Annotated in this window: 12 protein-coding genes; all 12 read right to left on the bottom strand. The window is 46.0% G+C overall.

Annotated features, from left to right (window positions below; all coding sequences use genetic code 11):
* Nucleotides 1–545 precede the first annotated feature (545 nt).
* Nucleotides 546–1556, bottom strand: a complete 1011-nt coding sequence (gene mraY, locus ACERC5_RS00955; RefSeq protein WP_373658080.1) for a phospho-N-acetylmuramoyl-pentapeptide-transferase — start codon at nt 1554–1556, stop codon at nt 546–548.
* A 15-nt stretch (nt 1557–1571) separates the two neighbouring features.
* The gene (pbp2X, locus tag ACERC5_RS00950; RefSeq protein ID WP_373659938.1) at nt 1572–3824 is read right to left on the bottom strand and encodes a penicillin-binding protein PBP2X; all 2253 of its coding nucleotides are present in this window, start codon (nt 3822–3824) and stop codon (nt 1572–1574) included.
* A gap of 2 nt (nt 3825–3826) precedes the next feature.
* Nucleotides 3827–4150 carry a cell division protein FtsL gene (ftsL, locus tag ACERC5_RS00945; protein ID WP_373658076.1) on the bottom strand — a complete coding sequence of 108 codons (324 nt, stop codon included), beginning with the start codon at nt 4148–4150 and terminating at the stop codon, nt 3827–3829.
* Nucleotides 4151–4155: 5 nt separating this feature from the next.
* Entirely contained in the window at nt 4156–5106 is a 951-nt protein-coding gene (rsmH, locus tag ACERC5_RS00940) for a 16S rRNA (cytosine(1402)-N(4))-methyltransferase RsmH (RefSeq protein ID WP_373658075.1), read from the bottom strand.
* A gap of 264 nt (nt 5107–5370) precedes the next feature.
* A complete protein-coding gene (gene nadE, locus ACERC5_RS00935; RefSeq protein WP_373658074.1) occupies nt 5371–6195 on the bottom strand; it encodes an ammonia-dependent NAD(+) synthetase in 825 nt (274 codons plus the stop codon).
* Nucleotides 6192–7661, bottom strand: coding sequence for a nicotinate phosphoribosyltransferase (locus tag ACERC5_RS00930; protein WP_373659936.1), 1470 nt, complete (start codon nt 7659–7661; stop codon nt 6192–6194). The genes nadE and ACERC5_RS00930 overlap by 4 nt, the downstream gene beginning before the upstream one ends.
* Before the next feature lie 113 nt (nt 7662–7774).
* Nucleotides 7775–8689, bottom strand: coding sequence for a thioredoxin-disulfide reductase (gene trxB / locus ACERC5_RS00925; protein ID WP_373658072.1), 915 nt, complete (start codon nt 8687–8689; stop codon nt 7775–7777).
* A 23-nt stretch (nt 8690–8712) separates the two neighbouring features.
* A complete protein-coding gene (locus tag ACERC5_RS00920) occupies nt 8713–8937 on the bottom strand; it encodes a DUF4059 family protein (RefSeq protein WP_373658071.1) in 225 nt (74 codons plus the stop codon).
* Between the two features lie 77 nt (nt 8938–9014).
* The gene (locus ACERC5_RS00915; RefSeq protein WP_373658070.1) at nt 9015–9758 is read right to left on the bottom strand and encodes an amino acid ABC transporter ATP-binding protein; all 744 of its coding nucleotides are present in this window, start codon (nt 9756–9758) and stop codon (nt 9015–9017) included.
* Nucleotides 9751–10539, bottom strand: a complete 789-nt coding sequence (locus tag ACERC5_RS00910) for an amino acid ABC transporter permease (protein WP_373658069.1) — start codon at nt 10537–10539, stop codon at nt 9751–9753. The genes ACERC5_RS00915 and ACERC5_RS00910 overlap by 8 nt, the downstream gene beginning before the upstream one ends.
* A 980-nt stretch (nt 10540–11519) precedes the next feature.
* Entirely contained in the window at nt 11520–12863 is a 1344-nt protein-coding gene (locus ACERC5_RS00905) for a DEAD/DEAH box helicase (RefSeq protein ID WP_373658068.1), read from the bottom strand.
* Between the two features lie 680 nt (nt 12864–13543).
* On the bottom strand, nt 13544–16162 hold the full coding sequence (gene alaS, locus ACERC5_RS00900) for an alanine--tRNA ligase (protein WP_373658067.1): 2619 nt from the start codon (nt 16160–16162) through the stop codon (nt 13544–13546).

Genomic DNA, 16162 nt, shown 5'->3' with positions numbered 1-16162 from the left:
TTTATTTCTTAGCTCATAGAGATTTAATTTATCTTCGTAGCTCAATTTCATAAAAAAGCACCCCATTCGTTAGATTATCTGTCTAACTTTTGGGGTGCGGTTCACTGGCGGTAGGGAGAGTTTTTATATAGAAATCAGAGATAGTCTCTTGTACAATATGCTATATTTAATCAAGACGATTCTACTAGGCTTTGTGAGGATAGTAGCGGATAGCTCTAGTTTCTTCATCAATACGATGATGGCGTCAGCTGAGTATAAGACCTGCTCAAATTTTCAGGCGTGGGAGTGAAACAGTCTGAGAAACGATTTTAGCCCGAGCCCTAGAAAGTTGACAGGTGAGGAAAAATCGAATGCTACAAATTGCCAACTGAGACCCATTCTCCTTAAGATGATTCAACTCTGTATCGGCAACTTTAACAGAGCAACTTAGAACGACAACGTATGCTCACTGGCGGAAATCAAAAAACGAAGCGACCTCTCTAGGCATCTAGAGAAATCACCTCGCTATGAAATCATAATCATCTGTCTCAGTCATCTGTTTTTACTCAAAAGAGATATAGACCTGCTAGCACAAGGAGACTTGACAGCGCCCCCAGTGACCAGAGGAAGGCATCAACCTGCCATTCACTCCACTTATCCCCTTTGCCTGACAAGCCACCGAGTTCAAGGTGATGATGAAAGGGGGTCATGCGGAAAATACGTCGCCCTTCACCATATTTCTTCTTGGTGTATTTGAAGTAGGTAACCTGTAACATAACTGAAAGGGTTTCAATCACATAGACAAGACCAATCAGTAGCAAGGTCCACTCTTGGCGCAAGGTAATGGAAATAGACGCTAATAAGGCACCCAGAGCAAGGCTCCCCACATCTCCCATGAAAACCTTGGCAGGCTTTTTATTAAAGACAAAGAAGCCCAGAAGACCACCTACCACAGTCAGATTGAGCAAAAGAACATCAAACTGCTTTTGCTGCACAGCGATGACACTATAAGCCAGAAGACTAATCACCACCGAAATTGACGACAGACCATCGATGCCATCTGTCAGGTTAACCGCATTTGAAAAACCAACCAACCAAAACAAGAGAAATGCCAGATAAAAGATGCCAAGATGAAGCTCAATCCCCAAAATATTTAGACTATCTGTACCGCTCGGTAGCACATGCACCAGATAAAACACGAGACCACCAAAAATCTGTAAGGCTAACTTTTGCTTCGGTGTCAGGCCTTCGTTGATTTTTTTGAAAATTTTCAGAAAATCGTCCAAAAACCCGATAGTGCCGTAAATGAAAAGCACCAGCAGATTGCCAAAAATCGCCCCCAACTGAGGTGTTCCCTTATAAAGAAGCGCACCAAAAATACCTGCTACCAAGAGAGAAACGAGGATAAAGACAGTGCCTCCCATAGTAGGGGTCCCAGCTTTTTCAAGATGCTGTTTCACATCGGCGTGCATCTGCTGACCACCGATTTTTTTGAGCTTGTAAAACCTCATAAACGAGGGCATAAGGAGCACCACTAGCCCAAAAGCTACTAGTCCTGCCACAATACCTGCAATCATCATTATTCCTTTCATCTAATCATCACCAAGTGTAACGGTTAATTTTTTCACCGTTGACAAGGTCGTCCCTAAGGCCTGATTTTGTTTAACCACACGACCAGTTCCCTTGATTTCTAGTTCAATCCCTGTCCACTCTGCAAACAGCTTGACATTTTCTTCGGTCCAGCCATAAAGATCTGGCATGGTGTCGAATTTGTTGGTCAAGAGCAAAATCTGATGACCTGGTGCCAAGTCTGTTCCTTCCTGAGCTGACACCTTACTAATTTTATTACCATTTCCTAAAATAACAGGGTGTAGCAAGTGACGCCGCAATTCATCTGCTGTATCACCTGGGTTTTCGCCTTTTAATTTAGGCAGTTTGTAGGCTGTCACTTCTGTCTCATTCGAGTGGTCAGTTGTATCAAGACTATCTTTGATAAACATGGCTTCTTCCAAGATTGGATTTATCAGGTTTTGCCAGTAAAGACCTGACCACCTCTCACGCGGCTGCTGAATGGTTGTGTACATGATAAACTCAGGATCTTCAGCAGGCAACATGGCAACCACCGAGTGGATATAGTCATTCTCTCCAGTCAAATAACCACCGCCATCTGGATTGGCAATTTCAGCAGTTCCTGACTTAACTGCAATCGAGTAACCATTGACCCGAATCAGAGGACCGCCCGCACTAGGGTAGAACATGGTTCCAAAGTAAGGATCTGTGCCCACTTGTACCATATACTCAAGTGTTTGATCAGTAGCTTCCTTGGATACAGGATTACCCATCACTTCAGTTGTTGCAACACGGTTGGTGTCCGTATTAGGATCGTACAGACGTTTGATAAACTGCGGTTGCACCATGACACCATCGTTTGAGATGGCTGTAAAGGCACGCAACATTTGGAGCTGAGTCACAGAAATCCCCTGCCCAAAGGAACTCATCGCATAAGTCACAATATTATCCGCAGGAAGCAGACCTGTCGCTTCTCCACCGATACCAATCCTTGCTGGCAGGCCAAAACGGAATTTTTCAAGGTAGTTCAGCCAGCGGGCATCTTCTAGTTTTTGCTGTAAAATCGTCATCCCGATATTGCTGGAAAATGGCAGAGCATTAGCAATCGTCATGTAACGTCCCTCACTGACACCTGAATTGACATCCCAGTCCTTAATGATGGCATCTGCAATCTGGATTTGATTGTTAAAATAGGCTTGGTTTGGGTCAAACACTCCTGCATCAATAGCTGATGCTGTCGTTATGGTCTTAAGTGTAGAACCTGGTTCATAATTGGTCTGGTAAAGGACGTTATTCCACGAGAAGCCCTCTGCATCCAGACCTTCCTTGGTGTCCGAATTAAAGCTAGGGCGTTGAGTTGTTGCCAAAATTTGCCCTGTTTTGGCATGGATTAAGGTTGCACTGGCAAAAACACCATTGGCTTTGGATTGAAACTCATCCATAGCTGTTTCAAGGTTAATCTGTAAAGGTGCTGATAAGGTTGTATAAACATCTTGCCCATCTTTGACTTGCCGTTTGACCTGACCAGTGCCTAATTGGGGTAAACCGGCGCGATCCTTTTCATAAATAACGATACCGTCTTGCCCCGCTAGGATACTGTTGAGCGAAGCCTCCATGCCTGTTGTACCGATAAGGCTTTTACTGCCGTCTTTATTTTCTTGTTGCTGTGCCAAGCCGATAAACTGAGAAGCAAAAGCACCGTTTGGGTACATTCGATTAGCACTGCCTGTAAAATGAACTCCCTGAATCTCACGTTCTTTCAGAGCGTCAGTAATGACTCTCATATTGCTGTAGGAGATGTTGCTCCCTCCGACACCAAAAGAAACCTGAACGAGCCCATCTTGACTGAGCTGGCTGATGGTGTAGTCTTTTTCGATACCTAGAACATCATGAAAAACATCTGCAACAGCCTGAAAATGTTTGCTTTCAACATACAGAGGCTTCTCATCAACATCTATGTGCTTTTTATCAATCACAGCATGGACAGTGTAAGTCGTTGAGGCTTCTGCAATCGGCACTCCATTACGGTCATAAATTGTTCCCCGCTTAGCAGGAATGAGTTGCTCAACTTGGTGAACCTGTTTAGCAAGTTCAGATAACTTGACCCCAAACTTGCTGTCTGTTCCGATAATCACTGCAAAATTGATAATGAAAACAAAGAAAATCACAATGGTCAACATCATCAGATTTTGTGCGACACGTTTCCTGTTTTCTTTTGGCGTTTGGCGACGATCCGTCAAGACAAAACTCAAGAACCATTTCTTAAATCTATTCATGCTTAATCCACTTTCTGTAAATTACCACTTTGTGTTTTTATATCTGATTTGGTCACAATGTCGGTAATGCGTTCCAGCCGTGTTAATTCATTGACTTCTTGCTTGGCATCGTTCAACTCATCCTTCTGGTCATTGATCTTGTTGTTGAGAACAGTAATATCTTGTTGTAGTTGCTGATGTCGAATTTGCATGTAAACCACACTTACTGCCATAATAATCCCAGTGATAACCAGACACAGGTAAAAGGTCTTCTCAATTCTTGAAAAGGTTCTAATCTTATCCCCCAGCACTCGTCTGAGGTCCTCAGTATACTTTTCCTTAGCCATTTGCTTTACTTCCTTATTTTTTCAGCCACCCGTAATTTTGCGGAATGGGCTCGATTGTTTGTCATCAATTCAGCCTCAGATGGTAATATCGGTTTTCTATTGATCAAGCGAACCATGGGCTGGAGGTCTTCTGGGATAAAGGGGAGACCTTTTGGTACTTCAACAGTTGAGGCCTCCTTAAACAACTGTTTGGTCAGTCGATCTTCTAAGGAGTGGAAGGTGATGACGGAAATTCTTCCCCCAACAGCTAGCAGTTCCAAGGCCTGCTGAATAGAGGCATCTGCTGCACCTAATTCATCATTGACCTCGATTCGAATAGCCTGAAAAATTTGCTTAGCAGGATGCCCTTTTTTCTTGAGTTCTTTAGCTGGTTTGGCAGATTTGATGATATCCGCCAGTTCTGTTGTGGTCTCGATTGGTTTGACTTGCCTGATTTGCTCGATTTTTCTGGCAATCTGTTTGGCAAATTTATCCTCACCATACTTGAAAAAAATCCTTACTAAATCATGGTAGTCATAACCATTAACCACATCATAGGCAGAAAAAGCTTGGTCGCGGTTCATCCGCATATCTAACGGCGCATCTTTTTTATAGGAAAATCCTCGCTCCCGCTCATCCAACTGCGGACTAGATACCCCTAAATCATATATAATGCCATCGATTTCTGCCACACCATGTGCTGCTAAAGCCTGCTTCAACTGGCGAAAATTGGCTCGGATAAAGGTCACCTGCCCTTTTTCAACGTATGGCTTAAGTCTTATCATTGCATGGTCGATTGCTGCCTGATCTTGGTCAAAGCAATACAAATGCCCCTTATCACTCAGTTGAGATAAGAGGTAACTGGAATGCCCAGCGCCACCCAAGGTCGCATCAACATAGACACCGTCAGGCTTAATAGCAAGACTATCCACAGTCTCTTTTAGAAGTACTGTCACATGATGAAATTCTACTGTCATAACCTTTATTGTACCATATTTCCAATTTTTTATAAAAGGAAAGGCTGAGTTTTTGACGTAGCAATGAATTTGTCATGTTTTCGATAAGGCATTGTTATCACAGCCAATGTCAGTTTTGACCAGCGACTCTACGAAAGCCTCTGAATCTGCTGACAAACTTTTCACCACAACACTAAAAAATTTGGCTTTAGACAATCAAAGCCAAATCTCTTTATATATTTGTTACTTCATCATATTAGACTAAGACACCGAGAGGCCGCTCAGCTATTTCCAAAACTCATCAAAAATTGTAATCGGCAGATGGCGTTTGTGCTGGGTCTTATGCCACCAATTTTCAATAATCTGGCGGTCTTGCTCTGCGATGGTCTTACCTTCAAGGTAGTCGTCAATAGCCGTGTAGGTGACACCGAGCGCCACTTCGTCAGCCTGCTGAGGCTTGTTTTCTTCGAGGTCTGCAATGGGGACTTTGTTGTAGAGAGCAGGGTCTGCTCCTAGTTCTTGCAAGAGTTGCTTGCCTTGCCGCTTATTGAGACGAAAGAGAGGCAGAATGTCTGCGCCACCATCGCCAAACTTGGTAAAGAAACCTGTGATATTCTCAGCAGCATGATCCGTTCCGATGACGGCACCCTTGTTATCTCCTGCAATTGCGTACTGGGCAATCATGCGCATTCTGGCCTTGATGTTGCCCTTATTGAAGTCTGAGATGTACTGTCCAGCTGCTGCTAAACCAGCAACAATGCCATCAACCCCTTCCTTGATATTGACCGTCAGGGTTTGGTCCGGTTGGATAAAGGCTAAGGCTTTTTGAGCATCTGCTTCATCTGCTTGGATACCATAAGGCAGACGCACAGCGATGAACTGATAACTGTCATCGCTTGTCTCCTGACGGAGCTCTGCGATGGCGAGCTGGGCCAGGCGCCCAGCGAGAGTCGAATCCTGCCCACCTGAAATGCCCAATACCAAACTTTTAAGAAAGGGGTGTTTGCGCAGATAAGCCTTTAGAAAGTCGATGGAGCGGCGAATTTCTGCTGCAGGGTCGATAACAGGTTTGACCCCTAATTCCTTGATAATCTCGTCTTGTAAACTCATTGCCCGTTCTCCTTTGCTTGTTCTTGTGCTTTCTTGCGGAGGTCATCGATAATCTTCATCTTGTTATCCCAGACGTCTTGAGCGAGGTCAACTGGATAAGGCTGCGGGTTGAGAATCCGCTTGTACTCGTCCCAGAGTTGGTCGTATTGCTGGCGGCTGTACTCTTTAATCTCCTCAAGGCTCGGCAGGTCATAGACCAGCTCACCGTCTTTGAAGATGTCAATCAAGAGCGGTCTGGCTTCGAACTCACGCACCGTCTTATTGATGTAGGTGTAAACGGGATGGAACATAAAAATCTCATCCATACTGGTCACATCGACATCGGCATAGGTGATGTAGTCCCCTTCTGACTTGCCTTTGGCACAGCTGGTGATGCGCCAGACTTGTTTCTTACCTGGTGTGGAGACTTTTTCGGCGTTGCTGGAGAGCTTGATGGTATCAACCATGCGCCCTTCGTCGTTTTCGATGGAGACAATCTTATAAACCGCACCAAGAGCTGGCTGGTCATAGGCAGTAATCAGTTTGGTGCCGACGCCCCAGACATCAATTTTGGCCTTTTGCATCTTGAGGTTGAGGATGGTATTCTCATCAAGGTCGTTTGAGGCGTAGATTTTAGCATTTGGGAAGCCAGCATCGTCTAGCTGTTGACGGACTTTCTTAGACAGGTAGGCCATATCACCCGAATCCAGTCTCACTCCTTTAAAGTTAATCTTATCCCCAAACTCTTTAGCGACATCGATGGCCGCAGGCACCCCAACTCGAAGGGTATCATAGGTGTCAACTAGGAAAACACAGTCGTAGTGGGTCTCGGCATAGGCCTTAAAGGCCTTGTAATCATCACCATAAGTCTGGACCAAAGCGTGAGCATGGGTTCCAAGGACAGGAATGCCAAAAATCTTGCCTGCCCGCACATTGCTGGTTCCGTCAGCCCCACCGATAACAGCTGCTCGTGTTCCCCAGATGGCAGCGTCCATCTCCTGAGCCCGACGTGTTCCAAATTCCAACAGCGGCTCATCTTCGATAACAGCCTTAATCCGAGCTGCCTTGGTCGCAATCAAGGTCTGGAAATTGATGATGTTGAGCAGGGCGGTCTCAATCAACTGGCAATGGGCTAGCGGGCCTTCAATCTGCACCAAGGGCTCATTGGCAAAGACCAAGTCCCCCTCACGCGCCGACCGAACCGTTAGCTGGAGCTTAAAGTCTGTTAGATAAGCCAGATAGTCCTCATCATAGCTCATCTCCCGCAGGTAAGCGATGTCTGTCTCCGTAAAACGTAAATTCTGCAGGTACTTGACCAAGCGCTCCAAGCCTGCAAACACGGCATAACCATTGTTAAAGGGGAGCTTTCGGAAGTAAGCCTCAAAGACCGCATGCTTGTTGTGAATACCTTGCTTAAAATAGACTTGCATCATGTTAATCTGGTACAAATCCGTATGCAGGGTTAAACTGTCATCTGGGTATAGCATATTTTCTCCTTTTCTGGACATAGCAGAGCTAGTTTTCACCTCACCATTATACCAAAAATAGCCCAAGAGGGCTATTTTTGTGAACTTTTACTCAATAACAAGAACAGGCTCTTTTATCCGTGTTCCACAATGTACTGATAAGCCTGCTGACCAGCGATGGCGCCATCACCCACAGCAGTTGTAATCTGACGCAGGTGTTTTTGACGAACATCACCGATGGCAAAAATTCCAGGTACCACTGTACGCATCAGCTCATCTGTCACAATCCACCCTTGATCATCTGTAATGCCAAGACCGTCAACCATACCTGAAACCGGGTCTAGACCAACATAGATAAAGACCCCGCCAAAGGCATGTTCAGACAGCTCACCAGTTTTGACATTCTCCACCAAAACACTATCAACCTTGATGTCACTGCCTTTAATTTCCTTAACGACACTGTCCCAGATAAACTTAATCTTATCGTTAGCAAAGGCTCTGTCTTGCAAAACTTTTTGGGCACGAAGTTCATCACGTCGGTGAATAATGGTCACACTAGAAGCAAATCGTGTCAGAAAGAGGGCCTCTTCAACAGCAGAGTCTCCACCACCGACAACCAATAGGTCTTGTCCTCGGAAGAATGCCCCATCGCAGACCGCACAGTAGGAGACCCCACGGCTAGTATAGGTATCCTCACCAGGTGCTCCCAAGAGACGGTGCTTGGCTCCTGTCGCCACAATGACTGTCTTCGTCTCATAGGTCGTGTCAGCTGTTTTCACCAATTTATGGTCACCCTTGTCCTCAATACCAGTGACAATACCGTAAAGGTTTTCAACACCCATTTTTTCTAAGGGTTCGTGCATTTTCATGGACAATTCTGGTCCTGTAATCAGGTCAAAACCTGGGTAGTTTTCAATGTCCAGGGTGTTATTCATCTGACCACCAGGTGCCCCCTGCTCAATCAGTGCTGTTTTTAAGTTACTACGTGCTGCATAGAGGGCAGCAGTCATGCCCGCAGGCCCACTACCAATAATAATCGTATCGTACATATCGTTTACTTCCTTATTTATTTTTAAGATTTCACCATTAACAAAATAGCCATAAAGGCGAAGGCCATGACCGGAATCGTCATCAGCAGCATAAGAGACAGCTCATAAAGCACTCGACGGCGTTGTTTTTGACTATCGTCCAATCCCCTAGCCGCGCGGTAGAGTAACCATAGCCCTCCCAGAACAACTGCTGTTATCGCCGAAAGACCCAGCCCTTGTAAATAAAAACCAAAAATCTCTGCCAGCATGTCCTTGTCTCCACATCATAAAAATACTCACTAAAAAGGAGTATTCTCATTATATCAAAACTTCTTGCTTTTTTCGACTAATTAAAATTCTTCTTATAGTTAGCGAAAAACTCTCTTGTTCGCTCATGTTTCGGCTGGTTAAAAATCTGATCTGGCGTGCCTTCTTCCAAAATTTTCCCTTTTTCAAGGAAAAGTACCTTATCTGCCACTTCGTAGACAAAGCCCATGTCGTGACTGACCAAAATCATGGTTTGACCGTTCTTGGCTGCTGCTGCGATGGATTTTTCAACTTCACCGACCAGCTCAGGGTCAAGGGCTGAGGTGGGCTCGTCCAGAAGCAAGACATCAGGTTTCATGGCCAATGCCCGAGCAATAGCAACCCGCTGTTTCTGACCGCCAGAGAGATGTTTGGGGTAGTGCCCCATACGGTCGGCTAGGCCGACTTTTGCCAACTCTTCTTTGGCGATAGCTGTCGCTTCTTCGTCGGAGAGTTTCTTGACCAGTTTAAGGCCTTCTTTAACATTATCAAGGGCCGTCCGACGTTCAAAGAGGTTGAATTGCTGGAACACCATGGCTAATTTGCGACGCAAGGTCAACACCTGTTCCTTACTAATCTTGCCGAAATCAACGGTAAAACCGTCAATGTCAATACTGCCTGTGTCAGGCTTTTCCAAGTAATTGAGCGACCGTAAAAAGGTCGATTTACCTGCTCCTGATGCACCGACCAGGGCGATAACCTCCCCTTTCTCGATGGTCAAATTGAGGTTGTCCAAGACAGTTTGTCCAGAAAATTCCTTTGAGAGGTTGCTGATTTTAATCATGTACTCGTCCTCCTTCCACACGGTCTGGTGACTTGATTTCCATCTTCTTCTCGATCAAACGACCGATATTTTCGATGATAATGCTAATCCCCCAGTAAATCAAGGCAACAGAGATGAAGCGCTCGAAATAACGGTAGTCACTCCCACCCAAAATCTGAGCCTGAGCAAACATTTCCACGATCCCTGCGTTAAAGGCTAACGATGTGCCCTTGGTCAAACCAATCAGGGTATTGATGAGTGTGGGGGTTGCGACCACCGCCGCATGGGGAATGATTACCCGACGGTAGACCTGAGCCTCGGTCATGCCAAGACTCCTCGCTGCTTCAATCTCACCAGGATTGACCGATAAAATCGCTGCCCGAAGGGTCTCGCTGGTGTAGGCTGCTTCATTAAAAGCAAAGGCAGTGATGGCAAAAACCTGTGCAGGAATATCGTTAATATTAAAGTTAAACCCATACTTCGTATTGATGGCTTTGAGCACCAGCGGAATCCCGTAGTAGGTCAGCATAAGTTGCACCAGAACGGGCGTCCCCCGCAAAAAACTCACAAAAACCGCTTGGATTGGGTAAAGCACCTTGACCCGATTGATTTTGACGATGGCAAATAGCAGAGCTAGTACCAAGCCGAAACATGCTCCTGCAAACGTCAGCCCCAAGGTCACAGGGAGACGTTCTAAAATCTTTGGCAGGGCATCAAATACCGCTCGCCAACTAAATAATTTACCAGCTGGAATCCATTCTAAAAACTCCTGATACCATGCTGGTACGGCTACTAAAAACATAGGATAGGTTCCTTTCTAACGTTCCAAAAGTTTACATGGAACTGCTACTAATTATACTAGTCTATCACATTCTTCCTCTATTTTCTAATAGTTAGTTCTAATAGACACGATAGGAAAATCTTATGAAGAAAAAACCAGATGCCACCGCATCTGGTTTGTAAAGATAAACAAGTGATCACCTAAACCCATGAAAAGCACTGGCTAAATAGCCTAACATGCCATTTTTGGTCGCCTGATTGCCCTCTCTTTCCTTGAAATTTTCCCAAACTTGTCGCTCCTCAGGGGGTCAAGCGAATGACCTTTTTAATCACCAAATCAGCAAAACTCTGACGAGCCTTTCCAAGTCTAGTTTCCAAGACCAGTCCGTGATACTTCTCTTGTTTCACGATGGCAATGGTCTCTTATAAGGACTGAGTAACCTGATCATCCACCTCTTGATTGTCGACTGTCCGCATCGACAGGACAATAACTTTCGATCACTCTAAATCCAATAACACTAATTATTTGGTCATTTTATCACCTTTTCTAGGGAATGTCTGTTCTGTCATAAGCAACTGCTATCATTAGTCCACATCTTTAGCAATTTTTACCGAATTAGCAAGTCCAACGGCATATTGTTGATTGATTTTTTTGATGCGATCAGGCTCTGAATCAGTTTTTAATTAGCGCAAAAACCTGTCCTCCGACCTAGGCTCTAAGAGTAAATGGGTCAACTGATTTGCCAAATGACTTTTTTGATTATTCAACAATATGATAATCATAAGTTGAATAATTGCAATTCCCATCCAAACCAAGTACCGTTCCATAGCGAACACCACCTTCCTATTGTAATAGATTGCTTTTATTATGATCCCAAAAGAGGCTTGTTTCCAATGATTGTGTTACCACTTTCTATCAGCAACAACAAAAAGATTGAAGAATAGGCTCAAACGCCACCTCTTCAATCTTTATTTGTTTTCTTCACATTCAGGAAAAACAACTTAAAAACTTTGCTTTTTAGCTTTGCGCTCGGCTCTGCCTTTGGCACGAGCTTCAATGCGTTTTTCCTTACGGCGTTTTTCTTTGACCGCCCACTGGATTTTTTTCTTGTAGCCTGGTTTGATTTTCTTCTTTTTCTTTTTAACCAAACCAATCATCTCGATGTCGAGTTTCTCATGAGATTTTTCCCGATTGACTCGACGATCGCGGTCGTAGGTATCAATGATTTCGCCATCTTTGATGGTTTTTGGTGTAAACGTCACGCCAAGTTTCTCTAGCTCACGAATATCGCTGTCATCGCTCGGGTGATAGAGGGTGATAGCTGTGCCGCGCAAGCCATTGCGACCCGTTCGCCCCACTCGGTGAACAAAGAAGGACAAATCTTGAGGAATGGCATCATTGATGACGTGACTGACCCCCTCAATGTCGATACCGCGCGCTGCTAAATCAGTCGCTACGATGTACTCGTAGTCTAAGTGCTTGACCTGCGCCATAATGCGTTTGCGCTCACGGGGCTGAATGCCACCATGGATTTTAGCTACCTTGAGCCCATTGGCGACCAGATAGCCGTGAAGGTCGTCCGCTCGCTCCTTGGTGTTGACGAAAATCATGGCCAAGTAAGGCTGTAGAGTCTTTGCAATCGCCAAAATCTGAGCATTCTTATCCCGCCCTTTGGTGGAGACCAGCCAGTTGTCAATGGTGTCTGCGATGACTGTTTTGGTCTTGATTTGCTCCATGACAGGGTTGGTTAGGTATTTTTTGAGAAAGGGCTGGAGCTTCTGTGGAATCGTCGCTGAGAAGACCAGGATTTGCACCTGCTTGGGCAGGCTAGCCGCGATCTTATCTACCGTGTCTAAGAAGCCCATGTCTAAGGTCATATCGGCTTCGTCCACGACAAAGGTATGTGCCTTATGGATACCCAAATCACCTGATTTGACCAAGTCATAAATCCGACCCGGCGTCCCGATGACAATGTGAGGCTGGCTACTAGTTAGCTTCTCAATTTGGCGGAGTTTATCTGTGCCACCGACATAGTTGACCACCCGAATCTCCTCAGCCGAGTGTGTTGCAATCTGACGAGTAGCTTGGTAAATCTGGGTTGCCAGCTCTCGAGACGGTGCTGTGATGACCACCTGTACGTGGTCCACCGCTGGATCAATCTTTTCAAAAATAGGCAAGAGGAAAGTGTGGGTCTTACCGGAACCAGTCTTTGACTCGCCGACCAAGTCGCGACCCGAACGCACCACAGGAATCAGCTTTTGCTGCACTCCTGTCGGCTGAATAAAGTTCACCTCGTCCAACGCTACTTGGATAAAGGGCTTAAAATTAAAATCCTTAAATGACATGATAACCTCGTTTCTTTGTCTTCTATTATACCATACTTTGCATGAGAAAGATACGGACGTAGGTTTGAGTTCCAAAGACTTACTGGAATATCACTTGCCATATCATGAGCTAAGATATCGTTTTTCTGATATCAAAAGAAGCATAACATCGCTACCTGTTAAAAACGATTCCTACTTTTATAGCTATTCACCAATAATGCAAGTCTACTATCATTTTCTCACGAGTAGCTATCCTGCACAACTGAGTAGCAAAAAAGACTGAAGAAAACAGTCTAAACGACTTTTTCTCAAGTCTGAGAGCGGGACTCAATCGGTCATTGATTAGTAGTTGATGCCTCCCCACCTGTCAAATATCTAGGGTTCGGGCTAAAACGATCTCTCCCAGACCGTTTTTGACACTTGCTCAGCAAGTTTCATTTCCCGATAAAAAGGCATCCTGACCTTTTTATCCCACCTCCGCATGGCTTCAACAGTTAAGAAGTGGCGATTTGAGGTTTGAAATTTGGGAAATATTGCTTTCCTCATTCGTTAGGGCTGTTCAGGTGATAACACCAGAACATTAGAGAGTAGAGTTGCCACCTTCAAGGCACAGGCACCTTGAAGCACCCAACCACTGCGTCTAACTTTGTTAACAATAACAAAAAGGGAAGGTTAGGACATTTGTCCCAGCCTCTGCACTACTATAAATTCTCACCAACAGCTGCCAGTAAGTCCGCTATCTTGCTAGCGTCAGCTCCTCCTGCCATGGCCATGTCTGGCTTACCGCCACCACGACCGTTGATGATAGGAGCGAGCGCCTTAACCAGATTGCCAGCGTGGGCGTTTGCTGACTTGCTAGCGACAAGGAGGTTTACCTTGTCTCCGATAGCCGCTACCAGAACCAAGACATCTGAGTAGTCTCCCTGCTTCCAATTGTCTGCAAAAGTGCGAAGAGCCCCTACATCAGCAACATCAACTTGACTAGCAATGTAGTGAAGATCGTTTGCTTCCTTGACCTCCTTAAAGAGGTCACCAGCTGCCGCTGCTGCAGCTTTTTCTTTCAGACTGGCATTTTCTTTTTGCAACTCACGGAGGTCGGCTTGCAGGCTAGCGACCTTATTTGGCACCTCTTTCAGTTGCGGAGCTTTCAAGGTTGCCGCAATGGTCTTGAGGGCGTCCTCTTGCTCACGGTAAGCCAAGAAGGCTTCGCGACCTGTCACCGCTAGGAGACGACGAGTTCCAGAGCCGATTCCCTCTTCTTTGACAATCTTGAAGAGGCCGATTTCAGCGGTATTGCCGACATGGGTTCCCCCACAAAGCTCGATGGAATAGTCGCCAATGGTCACGACACGCACAACCTTGCCGTACTTCTCGCCAAAGAGAGCCATGGCTCCCATGCCTTTTGCCGTCTCCACATCCGTTTCAACGGTCACAACAGGAAGGGCCTCCCAAATTTTCTCATTAACCTGCTCCTCGATACGGCGGAGCTCTTCTGCTGTCACCGCCTCAAAGTGGGTAAAGTCAAAGCGAAGGAAACCAGCTTCGTTAAGGGAGCCTGCTTGGGTCGCATGCTCACCGATGATGTCGTGGAGGGCTGCATGGAGCAAGTGCGTCGCAGTATGGTTTTTCTCCACCGCCTGACGGCGTGCCTTATCAATCTCCAGCACATAGCTTGTACCAACAGACAGGCTAGCCAATACTTCTACGGTGTGGAGCGGCTGTCCATTCGGCGCCTTTTGGACATCAATGACCTTCGCCACCGTGTCACCCTTGTCATTTTTAATCACACCGTGGTCAGCCACCTGACCACCCATCTCCGCATAAAACGGCGTTTGCTCAAAGAGCAACAGCGCTTGTCCCTCAGAGATGGCTTCTGTCCTTTCATTGTCAGCGATGATGACAGAGAGCGGGCTCGTCAAGCTAGTCTCTCCGTAGATAAAGGTGGATGGCTCAACCAGCGCAGCCAACGTCTCGTTTTGCATGCCCATAGAGCCACCTTTTACCACGCTAGCACGAGCGCGGTCTTGCTGCTCTTTCATGGCTGCCTTGAAGCCCTCGTGGTCAATGGCAAAGCCAGCATCCTCTGCCAATTCTTCGGTCAACTCAACAGGGAAACCATAGGTGTCATAGAGTTTGAAAATATCCTGACCAGACACGGTGGCCTGCCCTGCTTTTTTCAAATCTGCCAAGAGCTCTTCCAAGTGAACAGACCCTGCGTCAATGGTGCGAGCAAAAGTTTCTTCTTCTCGCTTGACAATTTTCTCAATGAAGTCACGTTTTTCAAGGATTTCTGGGTAGTAGCTCTTCATGATCTCGCCCACTGTCACGACCAGCTCGTAAAGGAAGGGCTTATCAATGCCGAGACGGCGACCGTGCATGACCGCACGACGGAGGAGGCGACGAAGAACGTAGCCACGCCCTTCGTTTCCAGGCAGAGCCCCATCACCGATGGCAAAACTGAGGGCACGGATATGGTCAGCGATAACCTTGAAGCTCATGTTGTCGCCATCAGGGTCATAGGTCTTACCAGACATGGCTTCCACTCGCTCGATAATCGGCAGGAAGAGGTCGGTCTCAAAGTTGGTCTTAGCCCCTTGGAAAATGGAGACCAGACGCTCCAGACCAGCTCCCGTATCGATGTTTTTATTTGGCAGTTCCTTGTACTCGCTGCGTGGAACCGCAGGATCAGCGTTGAACTGGGACAGCACCACATTCCAAATCTCGATGTAACGGTCGTTTTCAATGTCCTCTTCTAGCAGGCGAATCCCGATGTTTTCTGGGTCAAAGTCTGTTCCACGGTCAAAGAAAATCTCTGTGTCTGGTCCTGATGGTCCAGCACCGATTTCCCAGAAATTATCCTCCAGAGGAATCAGGTGGCTAGGGTCAACCCCCAGCTCAATCCAGCGATTGTAAGAATCCGTATCCGCAGGATAATAAGTCATGTAGAGCTTGTCCAAAGGCATAGCAAACCAGTCTGGGCTGGTCAAGAGCTCAAAGGCAAAAGCAATGGCCTCATCACGGAAATAATCCCCAATAGAAAAGTTGCCCAACATCTCAAACATGGTGTGGTGACGAGCGGTCTTACCGACATTTTCAATGTCATTAGTACGGATGGATTTTTGAGCATTGGTAATCCGTGGATTTTCAGGATTTACCGTCCCGTCAAAATATTTTTTCAAAGTTGCAACCCCAGAATTGATCCAGAGCAGGGTTGGGTCGTTGACCGGCACCAAATTGGCTGATGGCTCAACGCTGTGGCCTTTTGAGGCAAAGAAATCCAGCCACATTTGGCGTACTTCAGCTGATGTCATGTATCTCAT

It is taken from the genome of Streptococcus sp. E24BD, from assembly GCF_041807825.1.
GTDB classification, from domain to species: domain Bacteria; phylum Bacillota; class Bacilli; order Lactobacillales; family Streptococcaceae; genus Streptococcus; species Streptococcus entericus.
Note: the sequence above shows the minus strand (reverse complement) of the source record. Positions and strands in the feature narration are given on the sequence as shown.